Source organism: Clostridium simiarum (assembly GCF_018919175.1).
In the GTDB taxonomy this organism is placed as follows: domain Bacteria; phylum Bacillota; class Clostridia; order Clostridiales; family Clostridiaceae; genus Clostridium_L; species Clostridium_L simiarum.
Map to the genome: position 1 here is coordinate 335350 of NZ_JAHLQL010000002.1, position 15437 is coordinate 350786.

Consider the following 15437-nt stretch of genomic DNA (forward strand, 5'->3'; position numbering starts at 1 on the left):
GTGGGTAGGCATGGGATAAGTAATTTTATAGATAAAAAGAGAAGTTAAAAAATAAAATGGAACCTATATGCTAGATACTAATAGAAAAAGAGCCTATCATATAGGTTCTTTTTTGTAATTTTAGCGTTAAAAGCTTAGAAGGCACCTAGTGTATTAAAATAAATCTTAAATAAATATGGAATAAGAAACATAGTAATACTTGTATATCACTTTTAACTTAAAAAGTGATAAGTGTATAGTCTTTATATACACATTTAACAATAAATATAGAGGAAGCCTTGTAAATAAAGGGTTTCAAAGAATTTAAAAGTATTGGCATGACTATTGCTATAAAATAATATAAGAATATTAATATAGAGTATGGAGGAATAGATATGACAGAAGGAATAAAAGGAGATATAAGTGAAGAAATCATCTTCAGTCTTATAAGTTATTCTGGAGATGCTAGAAGTTATTTGTTTGAAGCTTTTAATTATATAAAGGAAGATAATCATGAAGAAGCTAATAGGGTAATGGAAGAGGCTGAAAAGTCTTTAATGAATGCTCATAACATACAAACAACTCTTATCCAACAAGAAGCAGGGGGAAGTCCTGTTAAGGTAAATATATTAATGGCCCATGCACAAGATCATCTCATGAGTACTATACTTGCAAGAGATCTTGTAAAAAATATGATTGATATGCAAAAAGAGATTAATGAGCTAAAAATAAAAATAGATAGGATATAAGGTGATAATTATGATAAAGGTAGTTCAATTTTTAAACCAAGTTCAAGCAGGTTTTGGATCCGATGAAAAAATGAATATTACTCCAGAATATCAAAAAGGAGCCTGCGGACCAGGAATGCTTTTAAAAAACACTATGATGAGGTATGGAGCAGATATTGTAGGGACTATAATCTGTGGAGATAATTATTTTTTAGAAAACAAAGAAGAGGTCATAAAAGAAATACTTCAAATGATAAAAGAAGTTAATCCAGATGTAGTTTTATGTGGACCAGCATTGAATTATAAAAGATATGGAGAGTGCTCAGGGTACCTAGTAGAGGCAGTAGAAAAAGAACTAAATATACCTGCATTTGCAGCCATGGCAAAGGATAGTACAGGTACAGAACTGTTTAGGAAAAAAATATATATAATAGAAACCCCAGGTAGAGGTGGTGTAGGTTTAAATAATTCTTTAAGGAAAATATCAAGTTTTGCAGCTAAGTTAGGTAGGAAAGAGGTTATAGGAACTGCTGAGGAAGAAGGATATTTCAAAAGAGAATAGCCTTTAAATATATTTATGGATTATAAACAAATAAATTAAGTTATTATGGACGCTAAATAAAGAGAATTAATATTGGTCTAATATAAAAAAGAGCAATATATAATTTATATGGAAAGAAATATAGGAGGGATTGAAATGATAAATATTGCATTATTCTGTTCAGCAGGAATGTCAACAAGTCTTTTAGTTACAAAAATTGAGAAGGCTGCTCTAGAAAGAGGAATAGAGATAAGTATAAATGCATATCCAGAGGCAGATATGGCTCAAAAAATTCAAAATGTTGATGTGGCTTTAATAGGACCACAAGTAAGGTATGCTTTGACTAAAATGAAAAAGCTTTGTGATGAAAAAGGAGTACCAATAGATGTTATTAGTCCTCAAGACTATGGCTTGATGAATGGTGAAAAGGTTTTAGATCAAGCTTTAAAGCTTGCTAAAAAATAAATTTTAATTATCTGAGAGGGGGATATTTTAAATGAGTAAATTTATGGACTCAATGGAAAGTAAGCTAATGCCAGTAGCTAGTAAGATTGCTGAAAACAGATATCTTATGGCTATTCGTGACGGCTTCATGCTAGCAATGCCTCTACTTATTTTAGGAGCAATGTCACTACTGTTTGCAAACTTCCCAATACCAGGCTATGGAGATTTTATGGCTAAGGTGTTTGGAGCAAATTGGAATGTATTCTTTGTAAGACCTTTTGAATCAACTATGGCAATAATGACTATATTTGTTGTATTTGGAATAGCCTATAGTCTTGCAAAACAATATGAATTAGAAGGGGCAAGTTCAGCTGTTATAGCACTTGTAGCATTTTTAATCCTTACTCCTTTCATGGTTTCATTTACACCTGAAGGAACTAAAGAAGTCTTTAAGGTTTCAGATGTTATACCAATGGAATGGATAGGTTCAAAGGGCTTATTCGTCGGAATGTTTACTGCAATTATTAGTACTGAAATTGTTAGATTTGTGGTGAAAAAAGGTTGGGTAATTAAGATGCCAGAGGGAGTTCCACCATCAGTTTCAAAAGCATTCTCATCCTTGATACCTGCTCTAATAGTTATATTATTATTTGATGTGATAAGGTTAATATTTACATTTACATCTTTTACAACTATACATCAATTTATTTATAAGGTACTACAAGCACCATTAACAAGTCTTGGAGATACTCTTCCAGCTACACTTATAGCGAACTTATTTATAGGCCTATTTTGGGTATTTGGTATTCATGGAGCTAATATAGTTGGAGCTGTTATGTCACCTATATGGCTATCATTATCTGGTGATAACTTAAAGGCTTTCCAAGCAGGAGCTGAATTACCACACATTATAACTCAACAATTTCAAGAAATATACCTTCAATTCGGAGGTTCAGGTTGTACACTTGCTTTATGTTTAGCAATGATATTTATATGTAAATCACAGCAGTGTAAAAAGTTAGGTAAGCTTGCTGTACTTCCAGGTTTATTTAATATAAATGAACCAATTACCTTTGGATTGCCAATAGTTTTAAATCCAATAATGATGATTCCATTTATTCTTACGCCAATGATTTTAGCTGTTGTTTCTTACTTTGCAATATCAACAGGATTGGTACCTAGGCCATCTGGGGTTCTAATTCCATGGACAACGCCACCAGTAATAGGAGGGTTCTTGGTATCGGGAATAAGAGGAGCAATATTGCATATTATTGAAATTGCAATTTCATTCTTTATATATTTACCATTTTTAAGAGTTGTAGATAAACAATACTATCAACAAGAACAATCTTAAAGATATTTTATATTTATGTATATTTATGGACTTTAGATAGAAATTTAGAATAATAAAAAATGCTATTTTATAATGGACTCAGTAAAGTAGCAAAAATAGAAATTTTACAAAGTTATAATTAATAGACATAGTAAATAAAAGAGAGGGTGCACTGATAAGTTTATAATAATTAGGCTTAGAGGACACCCTCCAAATAATAGAAAGCCTTGGAAGGGTGAAATATTAGTGAATATATTTGAAGAATTTAAAATAAGTTTCATAAAGCCACAATTTTATAGCAGGTTAAGAGGGGAATCTATACCAAAAATATTAAGGTTTCAAGTTATTACGACTATTTTAGCAATACTATATTCAATGCTTTTACAGTTTTTTATAGGTGCTTTTACTGGAAAGATTTTGGTTTATGTAGATTATTATAAAACCTTAGGTTCTTTATCTATATTAGTAGCAATTATATATATGTGGTTAGGAGTTTTGACATCATCTTTAGTTATAGCTATTGTGTACTATATTATTAATATATTCAAAAGGGTAGATAACCTAAACTTCAAAGATTTATTTAACTACGCTAGTCATGTTATCATAGTATGCGTTATTTTTGCACCTTTCTTTGGACCCTTGGTTATATTATTTGCCATAGGCTATTATTTAATGGCTTTGAGATTTGAAAAGGTTACAGTTTAATATTAAAAATTTATATAGGGGGATAATTTATGGAGTTGAAATATAAGTTTCCCAAAGGATTTTGGTGGGGAGCAGCCTCATCAGCACCTCAATCAGAAGGCGCAGCAAAAGAAGATGGAAAGGGAAAAAATATATGGGATTATTGGCATGAAAAACAACCCAATAGATTCTTTAATTATATAGGACCAGAGAAAACTAGCGATTTTTATCATAGATATAAAGAAGATATAGATCTTATGAAAGAATTAAATTTGAATTCTTATAGAACTTCCATATCCTGGTCAAGACTTATTCCAGGTGGCATAGGAGAGGTGAATCAAAAGGCAGTAGAGTTTTACAATAATGTAATTAATGAAATGTTTAAAGAGGGTATAGAACCTTTTATAAATCTTTATCATTTTGATATGCCTTTTGAATTACAACAGATAGGTGGATGGGAAAGTAAAAAAGTTGTTGAAGCTTATGCAGTTTATGCAAAAAACTGTTTCAAACTTTTTGGAGATAGAGTAAAGAGGTGGATAACATTTAATGAGCCTATAGTACCTGTTGAAGGAGGGTATCTATATAATTTTCATTACCCAGATATGGTGGATTTTAAAAAAGCAATACAAGTAGCTTATAATACCATGGTAGCTAACGCAAGGGCTATAGAAGAATTTAGAAAGTTAAAAATAGAGGATGGAAGTATAGGAATAGTTTTAAATTTAAGTCCACCTTACCCTAGGAGTAATAATCCAGCAGATTTAAAAGCAAGTACAATAGCAGATTTATTTATGAATAGGAGTTTCCTTGATCCTGCAGTAAAGGGGGAGTATCCTAAGGCTTTAGTGAAGCTTATAGAAAAGTACAATCATTTACCAAAGTATACAGAAGAGAATAAAATAGTGATTAAAAATAATAAAGTTGACTTTATTGGAGTTAACTATTATCAGCCAAGAAGAGTTAAAGCTAAAGAAAACCTTCCTAATCCAGAGGCACCCTTTATGCCACATCATTTTTATGATGAATATATAATGCCAGGAAGAAGAATGAATCCCTATAGAGGCTGGGAAATATATGAAAAGGGTATTTATGACATAATGATAGATATTAAGGAGAATTATGAAAACATACCTTGTTATATATCAGAAAATGGCATGGGGGTTGAAGGCGAGGAAAAATATATTTCTGATGGTTTTATTCAAGATGATTATAGAATTGATTTTATAAAGAGCCATTTGTCTTGGTTACATAAGTCTATAAGTGAAGGATGTAACGTAAAAGGATATCATTTATGGACTTTTTTAGATAACTGGTCTTGGCAAAATGCTTATAAAAACCGTTATGGATTAGTAGCTTTAGATTTAGAAACTGAAAAGAGAACTATAAAAAAGAGTGGATATTGGTTTAAAGAATTAATAAAAAATAATGGATTTTAATTTAAATAATAAACTATTAAAAGTATAGAATATAATAAGTAATTGTGGAGGTGCTCTTATGAAGAAAGGTTTAAAAATTGCTACTATAGGTGGAGGTTCAAGTTATACTCCAGAAATTATAGAAGGATTTATTAATAAAAAATTATCCGGGGAGCTACCAATAGAAGAATTATACCTTGTGGACATAGAAGAGGGAAGAGAGAAACTTGAGATAGTTGGAAACTTAGCAAAGAGAATGGTAGAAAAGGCTGGTGCAAATATAAATATACATCTAACTCTTGATAGAAGAGAAGCTTTAAAGAATGCTGATTTTGTAACTACCCAATTTAGAGTAGGGCTTATGGAAGCTAGAATTAGAGATGAAAAAATTCCTCTAAGATATGATTTAATTGGACAAGAAACTACTGGAGCAGGTGGTTTTGCAAAGGCTCAAAGAACAATTCCAGTCATATTAGACATATGTAGAGATATGGAAGAACTATGTCCTGATGCTTGGTTAATTAATTTCACTAATCCTTCAGGAATAGTCACAGAAGCAGTTTTAAAACATACTAACATAAAAACCATAGGATTATGTAATGTGCCTATAGGAATGGTCAGCATGGTTTCTGAAATGTTTGGAGTTTCAGCAGATAGGATATATATAGAATTTGGTGGGTTAAATCATCTAGTTTGGGGAAGAAAAATATATAAAGATGGTGAAGATGTAACTAAAGAAGTTATGGAAATGTTAAAGGATGATAAACTATTTACCATGAGAAATATTCCAAACTTACAATGGAATAAGGAACTAATAGATGCTTTAGGAGTATTACCTTGTCCTTATCATAGATACTTTTACTTAACTGAAGATATGTTAAAAGAGTGCAAAGAAAGTGCTGCAAAGGATGGGACTAGAGGAGAGGTAGTAAGAAAATTAGAAGAGGATCTATTTGAATTATATAAAGATCCGAATCTTAATATAAAACCACCTCAATTAGCAAAAAGAGGAGGGGCTCACTATAGTGAGGCAGCAGTAAATCTTATAAATTCCATATATAACGATAAAAAAGATATACAATATGTAAACACTAGAAATAATGGAACCATATTAGATTTACCAGAAGATGTAGCTATTGAGTGCAATTGTATTATAGATAAAAGTGGGGCTCATCCAATTAATATAGGACATATGGAGACAAGTATAAGAGGTTTATTGCAAGTGGTTAAGGCATATGAAGAGCTTACAGTAGAGGCAGCAGTGAATGGTGATTATCATGCAGCACTAAAAGCATTAACAATACATCCTTTAGTTAAGGATGCTAATGTAGCTAAGAGGGTTTTAGATGACATAATAAAAGAAAATATAGATTATCTACCTCAATATAGGAAATAGTATTAAGAATTTTATTATACAAAAGCTACTCTATTAAAAATTAGAGTAGCTTTTTTTATTAAAGTTTATCATATCCAATAGGAGCTAGAGTTAATAGATAATCGTATATTTCATCTAAGGTTAAGCCTTTTTCAGAGGCTTTAATAGCTTCAACTATATGCATAGTTGAAGTATTGAATATGATTTTATTTTTCTGTAGCTAATAATGCTAAAATATATGCTAATGCTATATATGAATTAGCAAAATAAGCCTTATTTTAAGGGGAAAACAAAAACAGGTTTAGAGAAAATAACATCTCTAAACCTGTTTTATTTAGTTACTAAATTTATTATTTAAATTATTTGGGGGAAATTTAAAGGCAATTATAGTAACTTTTCTATATCTGATTGAATATCCATTGGTTCTATTGGAGATTCAAATCTGTTAATAACATTTCCATCTCTATCTATCAAAAATTTAGTAAAATTCCATTTTATTGAGTCATCTATAAGAAACTCAGGGAAGTTTTCATTTATGAAGGCATAAAGCATCTTTCCACTTGGAGTTTCTTCATTAAGTCCCTTAAAAGCAATTTTTTCAGTTAAATATTTAAATAAAGGATGAGCTTCTTTACCTCTTACATCTATCTTTTCGAACATTGGGAAAGATACTCCGTAGTTTAACTCGCAGAAAGCCTTAACCTCTTTATTATTGCCAGGCTCTTGCATGGCAAATTGGTTGCAGGGGAAACCTAATATTTCAAATCCCTTTTCATTATATTTATCATATAGTTTTTGTAAATCCTTGTATTGAGGTGTAAATCCGCACTTACTTGCAGTGTTAACTATTAATAAAACCTTGCCTTTATATTGATTTAAGTCCACAGCCTCGCCGTCTATGTTTTTTACCTTAAAATCATAAATTGACATATTTAACCTCTCCTTTATTAAAAAAATAATTTATGTAAATTTTATTTTATCCAATTGAATCTTATGAGATAAATATAACATTTATATTTTATTTTGTCAACTATAATTATTAATAAATAAAAACTTCTTTTAAATATAAAATTCTAGGAAATTCAACATTTTATTTGTTATAAAGCTAAAACAGTCACAGTTTCAAAGTTTATATCTATAATATTTTTTAAAACAACTGATAAAATAAAAAAGGCTGTACCATTTTTCTCACCAATATAGCCATTCTTTCATATTATAAAGCATAGCAATACTTGGAGTGTGAAAAGTGCTTTACGCGTTGATATTAGCAGGAGGAAAAGGAACTAGGTTGTACCCCTTATCAAGATCAGATAACCCTAAGCAGTTTTTAAGGAGTGTAGATAATAAAAGTTTTTTAAGAAATACTGTAGATAGAATTAAGCCCATGATAGATAAGGAAAATATCTATGTGGTAACTAATGAAAAATATAAGGATAAAATTCAAGAGGAGCTTATAGAAATAAATGAGGAAAATATATTTATAGAGCCCGCTAATAAGGAGACCGCCACCTGCATAGGTCTTTCAGCAGTAAAATTACTAAAGAAAGATAAAGATGCAGTAATGGTTGTGCTGCCTTCAGATCATTATATACAAGGAGAAAAAGAATTTCAGGATACCTTAAGTCAAGCTATTGAAATAGCAGAGAGAAGAAGAGGCCTAGTTACCATAGGAGTAAATCCAACAAGACCTGAAACCGGTTATGGATATATTGAAATGGGGGAGAGAGTGGCTGGTAATATGGCTACTTATAGAGTGGAGAGATTCACAGAGAAACCAAATGTAGAAGTGGCTAAAGATTTTTTGCTTAAAGGTACCTATCTTTGGAATAGTGGAATGTTTATATGGAGAGCAGATGTGTTTTTAAGGGAGATGGAAAAATATCTTCCTAAGATGTATAAAAGTCTTATGCAAATATATCAAGCTATAGAGGAGCCAGAAGAAGAACAGATTATAAAGGAACAGTATGATTTAATAGATGGAATATCTGTAGATTTTGGTATTATGCAAAAGACTAGAAAGGCATTTGTTATAAAATGCGAATTTCTATGGGATGACATTGGAAGCTTTAAGGCTTTAAGTAGATTTTTAAAGGAGGATAAGGGAAATAATATTTCAGAAAATGTTTTTTTAGATGAAAGTGAAAATTGTTCGGTGTTTAGTAAGGATAAACTTATTATAGGTTTTGGAATAAAGGATTTAGTCATAGTAGATTCAGGAGATGTAATTCTCATAATGGATAAATGCAAAGATCAGGAGATGAAACATCTTTTAAATGATATTAAGAATAGGATAGAGTTTTATAAATATATATAGCTATTCACTAAAATAAACCTTGCAAAATGCAAGGTTTATTTTTATAACTTAATTTGAAAGTAAGGATAGCTTCATTAAAAATATATATCTGAAAACTCTATATTAATTTTACTTATATTTGAAAGAGGCCTATTATCTTCAATAGGTACTTCATTATCTATTAGTTTAACGGGTAACTCCATTAAAAACTCACTACCCTTACCATATTGGCTTTTTACAGAGATTGTTCCACCTTGTATCTCCACTAGAGATTTGACTAGAAAAAGTCCTATGCCACTTCCTTCTGCTTTTCTTCTAAGGGTGGTATCTACCTGAGTAAAGTGATCGAAAATTTTATCTAGCATATCTTCTGGAATACCAATACCACTGTCTTTAACAGAGATTAAAATCTTCTCTTTTCTGTCATAGATAGCTACTTCAATTTTTCCTCCGGGATCTGTAAATTTAATTGCATTTGAAAGTAAGTTTAACATTATTCTTTCAATTTTTTCTATGTCAAAAGCCATGTACTTTTCTTCTACTTCTGTGTCAAAGATTAGATCTATATTTTTAAGTTTTGTGTATTTAACCGCAGACATTGTAATGTTTTCAATAACTCTCACTATATCGAAATTAGAGTTATTAATTGTAAAGTGATTTTCCTCTATTTTAGTTATGTCTATTAGATTATTTATTAGTTTTAACAGCCTAAAGCTATTTTGCTTTTGCATTTTTATATATTTTTGCGTTAATTTATAGGAAGAATTTAAATCATTTGTGTCCAAGTTTTCCATGAGTTGGAGGGCACCTAAAATTACATTTAAAGGTGTTTTTAACTCGTGTGATATCATGGAGAAAAAATTAGATTTCTTTTCCATTATCTGTTCAAGGGTTTTATTTTGCTCTTCAATTTTTTTCCTATCTAAAACATGCTCTGTTGAATCGGTTATGGTTTGAATAATATACACTGATGTTCCATCTTCAATAATAGGTGTAATAACAACATCCCAATAGGTTATACCGCGATTAAAACCTTCATATATTTTCTCTCTTCCATAATAAGTTTTTTTAGAAGTAATAACATCTTTCCAAATTTTTTCAGACTCGGAGCCTGGCCAGTTAGGAAGTATTTCAGGTAAAGTACGACCAATGCTATTTTCTATTTTATTATGAGGTTCCTGTAAGAAGTTTAAAAGAGTTTCGTTAGCTTTTAAAAGCCTAAGGTCTTTAGCATAATATATAGCTACACCCATTTTATTTTCCATATAAAGACTATATGCATAGGGAAATTTATCTTCGAGTTTAACTATTGAATCTATTATAAATATAAATTCCATGCTTTTATCATAAAAATAATCTTTCTTATAAAAGTCTATTTCTATACATGTATTGTTTTTTGTAATGAAAAAGCAGGTATTTCTTTCTTTTTTCTTTAGTATATTTAATTTTAATAATTCAAACAAATCATTAATGGATTTTCCTAGTAATTCTTCTTTTGTATATCCAGTTATCTCAATAAATTTTGCATCTAAATCTTTAACAATATGATTTTTTATGTAGAGCCTCGATGTTGAAGTTTTATCATTAGAAGTGTCATAACACATCAATGTTCCTCCTCACTTTTGCAATAAATAAAGGTATTAAAACTTACCATTAATATTAATTAGACAAAATTGGGAAAAATCCTTCACAAAATTATATATTTTGTGAAAATATGGGATGTTATTTATGGAAAAGGGTGATTAATATGAATTAAATAAGTTCATATAAAAATATGATATTAGAATATAAGAAAGATTTCTTTATTTTTAGGAAGATTTTTCTGATATAATATAAATAAGAAAACAGTGGAAAAGTGTTAGAGAAAATTTATATGAAAAAATTTAGACTAATTGTTTATGTGTAGTCTATGTATAAAATATTATAAATAAAGAGTTTGGTGATTTAACCTACTAGATGTATTAAGGAGGGTATTTAAATGACTAAGGGTAATTTGTTTTTAAAGGAATTTAAAAGCTTAGTATTGTCTATAATATTAGCTTTTTTTATAGTAACTTTACTTAACACTAAGGTTTTTGCTATGGTTCAAGTTCAACAATCTTCTATGGAGGATACATTATATTCAGGAGATAGAATGTTTGTTGACAAAATAACTTATAGTTTTAATGAGCCTAAAAGAGGGGACATTATTATTTTCTTAGAGGATGATATAAAAGAAAAATTTGTGGATGACATTAAGATATTTTTTAAGGATATTTTTAATTCGGAAAATGTAAGTAAACGAATGGTAAAAAGGGTTATAGCATTGCCAGGAGATGAAATTGATATAAAGGATAGGTCTGTTTATATAAATGATGAAAAGATTTCTGAAGACTATATAAAAGGGGATACCTTAAAGAGAGAACTTAATTTGCCAACTAAGGTTCCAGAAGGTAAGCTATTTGTATTAGGTGATAATAGGGAAAAAAGTAGAGATAGCAGAAATTTTGGATTTATAGATCTAAAGGCTGTGGAGGGTAAAGCAAGGCTTAGGGTATGGCCTTTTAATAAATTAAGTTTATTAAAATAAGAGTATACTCCAATTATTAATAAAACAATATGACATGTTACAAAATTTAAAAAAATTATGATGAAGTATATAATTTGTAGATTATATCAAGAAATGAAGGAATTGGAGTGTAATAGTATATGATGAAATTTAAAAAGATTTATATAGAAATCACAAATGCTTGTAATCTTTCCTGTGATTTTTGCCCTCAAACTAAAAGAAAATCTGAATTTATTGATTTTAATAAATTCAGTTATATATTAGATGAAATAAAACCTTATGGAGAGTATATATATTTTCATGTAAAAGGGGAGCCACTACTGCATAGAGATATAGATAAACTCTTAGATTTAAGCTATGAAAAGGGCTTTAAGGTTAATATAACTACAAATGGAACCCTAATAAAAAATGTACAGGATAGATTAATAGGTAAACCTGGGTTAAGACAGATTAATTTTTCTCTTCATAGTTTTGATGGTAATCAAACCGGAGAAAATAAGTATGAATATATAGATAATATAATCTCCTTTGCAAAAAATATTAGAAAAAGTAGTGATACCCTTATATCTTTTAGGCTTTGGAACCTTGATGAAGATAATTCTACAAATATTAAAAAGAAAAGAAATAGAGAAATTTTAGAGATTATAGAAAGGGAGTTTAATCTACCTTATAAGATTGAAGAGAAGATTAATCCTGGTAGAGGAATTAAAATATCAGAGGGGATATTTTTAAATCAAGATTATGAATTTCAGTGGCCGGATTTAAAAGTAGATGAAGATAGATCAGGAACAGGTTTTTGCTATGGTCTTAAAAATCAAATTGCCATATTAGTAGATGGTACAGTAGTTCCTTGCTGCCTTGATGGAGAGGGTGTAATTAATCTTGGTAATATTTATAAAGATTCTTTTTCTGAAATAGTAGAAGGAGAAAGAGCAAGAAACATTATAAAAGGGTTTTCAAGAAGAGAAGTTGTAGAAGAGCTTTGTAGAAAATGTGGTTATAGAAAGAGATTTAATACAAATAAATAAAACAATATAGAATTAATAGCAGCTTTAGGCTTGCTATTTTTTTTATCACATAAAGTTTTATAAGACATATAATTTATCAAGGGAAATTTTATTAAGTACTTGACTGCATTGTACAGAAGTCATATAATATAGTTGAACATATGAATATATGATCATATGTAGAAAGGGGATGAGAACATGGAAAAAACAGATAAGTTAGATAGTTGTAATGTTACTATGATACATGAAGATGTGGTAAGAGATGTAAAAAAATCAATACCAGAGGATGAAACGCTATATGATTTAGCAGAATTATTTAAGGTTTTTGGAGATAGTACAAGGATAAAGATAATATGTGCATTATTTAAAGCTGAAATGTGTGTTTGTGATTTAGCTGCTCTACTTGGAATGAGCCAATCAGCTATATCTCATCAACTTAGAGTTTTAAAAAATTCAAGACTTGTAAAAAACAGAAGAGAAGGAAAAGTAGTTTATTATTCATTAGATGATGAACACGTTAAAGATATATTTGATAAAGGATTAATTCATATTACAGAAAAATAGGGGGTGGGTTTGTGAATAAGCAAGAATTAGTATTAGAAGGTTTAGACTGCGCAAATTGTGCAGCGAAAATAGAACACAGGGTTTCAAAGTTAGAAGGAGTATCTTTTGCTAATTTAAATTTTGCTACTAAAACTTTATTAATAGAAACAGATAAAGAAGGTTCAATAGATGAATTAATTAAAAAGACTATAACTATAGTAAATAAATTAGAACCAGATGTAATAGTAAAACCTAAAGAAAAAACTGTAAAAATAAATAAGAACGAAAATATAAGTATATTATTGGATGGTCTTAACTGCGCTAACTGTGCAGCAAAAATTGAAAGAGCAACTAATAATTTAGAAGGTGTTAATGAAGCTAATTTAGATTTTGTATCTAAAAGACTTATAATAAAAACAGATAATAAAATAGATCATAATTATATATTTACAAAAGTTAAGGATATAGTGAATAAGCTAGAACCAGATGTAAAGGTAACATTAGTAAAAAAATTAGAGTTAAGAAAAAGTAAAGCCATAATGGAGAAGAAAGAAGATGGACATGACATTAGCCATAATGAAGAACATGATCATGGTCATGATCATAGCCATAGCCATGAAAGTTCAGGGGAAGGCTTAAGGTCAGAAATTATAAAGATAATACTAGGCATAGGGTTTTTCTCAATACCATTGATTTTTGATTTTTCACCTACAGTAGAGCTTATATTATTTGTTACAAGTTACCTTTTGGTAGGTGGAGAGATTGTATTAAGAGCTTTCAAGAATATAATAAGAGGTCAAGTTTTTGATGAGAATTTTTTAATGACTATAGCAACATTAGGTGCTTTTGCGGTAAAAGAATATCCAGAAGCAGTAGCAGTTATGATCTTCTATCAAATAGGCGAACTGTTCCAGGGATTAGCAGTAAATCGTTCAAGAAAATCCATAGCAGATCTTATGGATATAAGACCAGATTATGCAAACCTTAAAAGAGGAGAAGAGTTTGTAACAGTGTCTCCAGAAGAAGTAGAAATAGGCGATATTATAATGATAAAGCCAGGAGAAAAGTTTCCACTAGATGGAATAATAACTGAAGGAAGTAGTATGGTAGATACATCAGCTTTAACAGGAGAATCTGTGCCAAGAAATGTAGGTAAAGGTGATGAAGTATTAGGTGGATTTATAAATAAAAGTGGATTAATATATGCAGAAGTTAAAAGAGAGTTTGGAGAGTCCACTGTATCTAAGATATTGGATTTAGTACAAAATGCAGGAGCTAAAAAGGCACCAACTGAGAAGTTTATAACTAAGTTCGCAAGATATTATACTCCGGTAGTGGTTATAGTAGCAGCTATATTAGCTTTATTGCCACCTTTAATATTAGAGGGAGCTACTTTTTCAGAGTGGGTATATAGAGCTTTGGTATTCTTGGTTATTTCTTGTCCTTGCGCATTGGTAGTATCTATACCTTTAGGTTTCTTTGGAGGGATAGGATCTGCATCCAAAAATGGAATATTAGTTAAAGGTGGAAATTATTTAGAAGCATTAAATAATGTAGAGACTATAGTTTTTGATAAGACAGGAACTTTAACAAAGGGAGTATTTAATGTTACTGAAGTTTATTCAGAGAAAAATATATCAAAAGAAGAATTAGTAGAATATGCAGCTTATGCTGAAAGCTTTTCTAATCACCCTATAGCAACTTCAATAATTAGCTATTTCAACAGAGATATTGATGAGTCAAGGATTGATAATTATGAGGAAATATCAGGCTATGGAATAAAGGTTTCAGTAGATAATAAAAATATATTAGCTGGAAATAAAAAACTTATGGACAAGTATAGAATAGGTATAAAAGAAATATCTAGTGTAGGAACTGTGGTGCATTTAGCTATAGATGGAAACTATGCGGGATATATAATTATTTCTGATGAGGTAAAAGAGGATTCAAAGGATGCAATAAAGGGATTAAAATCAGTAGGTGTAAAAAATACTGTAATGTTAACTGGAGATAATAAAGCTGTAGCTGATAGGGTAGCGGCAGAGCTTGGATTAGATAAAGTTTACTCTGAATTACTTCCTCAAAATAAAGTAGAAAAGTTAGAAGAAATAGATAAAGCTAAATCCCAAAAGGGTAAGGTGATATTTGTTGGAGATGGAATAAATGATGCTCCAGTACTGGCTAGAGCAGATATAGGAATAGCCATGGGAGGATTGGGATCCGATGCAGCAATAGAGGCAGCTGATGTGGTAATAATGACAGATGAACCTTCTAAGATAGTATCTGCCATAAATATAGCTAAGAGAACAAGATCTATAGTATGGCAAAATATAATATTTGCATTAGGTGTTAAAGTTGTTGTTTTAATGTTAGGAGCCTTTGGTATAGCTACTATGTGGGAAGCTGTATTTGCAGACGTAGGGGTAACCTTATTAGCAGTTTTAAATTCTATGAGAGTGCTTAAAATTAAGAGCTAAAGTTTTTCTGTATACTTTGTTTTTAAAAACTTAATTAGAATAAACAGAGTTAGTGGATTCACTTTAA

General features: G+C 29.9%; 14 protein-coding genes. 12 read left to right on the forward strand and 2 right to left on the reverse strand.

Annotated features, from left to right (window positions below; genetic code table 11):
- Positions 1-374 precede the first annotated feature (374 nt).
- From KQI89_RS09500 to KQI89_RS09530, 7 genes are all read left to right on the forward strand, one after another.
- Positions 375-728: a PTS lactose/cellobiose transporter subunit IIA gene (locus KQI89_RS09500; protein WP_216456902.1), complete on the forward strand. Its 354-nt coding sequence runs from the start codon at positions 375-377 to the stop codon at positions 726-728.
- Positions 729-738: 10 nt separating this feature from the next.
- On the forward strand, positions 739-1269 hold the full coding sequence (locus KQI89_RS09505) for a glycine/betaine/sarcosine/D-proline family reductase selenoprotein B (protein ID WP_216456903.1): 531 nt from the start codon (positions 739-741) through the stop codon (positions 1267-1269).
- Positions 1270-1404: 135 nt separating this feature from the next.
- Entirely contained in the window at positions 1405-1713 is a 309-nt protein-coding gene (locus tag KQI89_RS09510) for a PTS sugar transporter subunit IIB (protein WP_246583048.1), read from the forward strand.
- 31 nt (positions 1714-1744) lie between these two features.
- The gene (gene celB, locus KQI89_RS09515; RefSeq protein WP_246583049.1) at positions 1745-3046 is read left to right on the forward strand and encodes a PTS cellobiose transporter subunit IIC; all 1302 of its coding nucleotides are present in this window, start codon (positions 1745-1747) and stop codon (positions 3044-3046) included.
- 225 nt (positions 3047-3271) lie between these two features.
- Positions 3272-3730, forward strand: coding sequence for a hypothetical protein (locus KQI89_RS09520; protein ID WP_216456904.1), 459 nt, complete (start codon positions 3272-3274; stop codon positions 3728-3730).
- A 29-nt stretch (positions 3731-3759) separates the two neighbouring features.
- Positions 3760-5148: a glycoside hydrolase family 1 protein gene (locus KQI89_RS09525; RefSeq protein ID WP_216456905.1), complete on the forward strand. Its 1389-nt coding sequence runs from the start codon at positions 3760-3762 to the stop codon at positions 5146-5148.
- 58 nt (positions 5149-5206) lie between these two features.
- Positions 5207-6523: a 6-phospho-beta-glucosidase gene (locus KQI89_RS09530; RefSeq protein WP_216456906.1), complete on the forward strand. Its 1317-nt coding sequence runs from the start codon at positions 5207-5209 to the stop codon at positions 6521-6523.
- 363 nt (positions 6524-6886) lie between these two features.
- Here the strand turns inward: KQI89_RS09530 and KQI89_RS09535 are convergent, their stop codons facing one another.
- Positions 6887-7432 (reverse strand): glutathione peroxidase, encoded by a 546-nt coding sequence (locus tag KQI89_RS09535; protein ID WP_032120626.1) that lies wholly within the window; start codon positions 7430-7432, stop codon positions 6887-6889.
- A 316-nt stretch (positions 7433-7748) separates the two neighbouring features.
- Between KQI89_RS09535 and KQI89_RS09540 the strand changes: the two genes are divergently transcribed.
- Positions 7749-8816, forward strand: a complete 1068-nt coding sequence (locus KQI89_RS09540) for a mannose-1-phosphate guanylyltransferase (protein ID WP_032120627.1) — start codon at positions 7749-7751, stop codon at positions 8814-8816.
- A gap of 74 nt (positions 8817-8890) precedes the next feature.
- Here KQI89_RS09540 and KQI89_RS09545 read toward each other — a convergent pair whose 3' ends face one another.
- Entirely contained in the window at positions 8891-10399 is a 1509-nt protein-coding gene (locus KQI89_RS09545) for a PAS domain-containing sensor histidine kinase (protein WP_216456907.1), read from the reverse strand.
- Positions 10400-10773: 374 nt separating this feature from the next.
- On the opposite strand from KQI89_RS09545, the gene lepB reads away from it, so the two are divergent.
- The 4 genes from lepB (at position 10774) to KQI89_RS09565 (ending at position 15370) form a co-directional block, all read left to right on the forward strand.
- Positions 10774-11364, forward strand: a complete 591-nt coding sequence (lepB, locus tag KQI89_RS09550; RefSeq protein WP_216456908.1) for a signal peptidase I — start codon at positions 10774-10776, stop codon at positions 11362-11364.
- A 119-nt stretch (positions 11365-11483) separates the two neighbouring features.
- Entirely contained in the window at positions 11484-12371 is an 888-nt protein-coding gene (locus KQI89_RS09555; RefSeq protein WP_216456909.1) for a radical SAM/SPASM domain-containing protein, read from the forward strand.
- 177 nt (positions 12372-12548) lie between these two features.
- A complete protein-coding gene (locus tag KQI89_RS09560; RefSeq protein WP_216456910.1) occupies positions 12549-12914 on the forward strand; it encodes an ArsR/SmtB family transcription factor in 366 nt (121 codons plus the stop codon).
- An 11-nt stretch (positions 12915-12925) separates the two neighbouring features.
- Entirely contained in the window at positions 12926-15370 is a 2445-nt protein-coding gene (locus tag KQI89_RS09565; protein ID WP_216456911.1) for a heavy metal translocating P-type ATPase, read from the forward strand.
- The last annotated feature ends 67 nt before the right edge of the window (positions 15371-15437 follow it).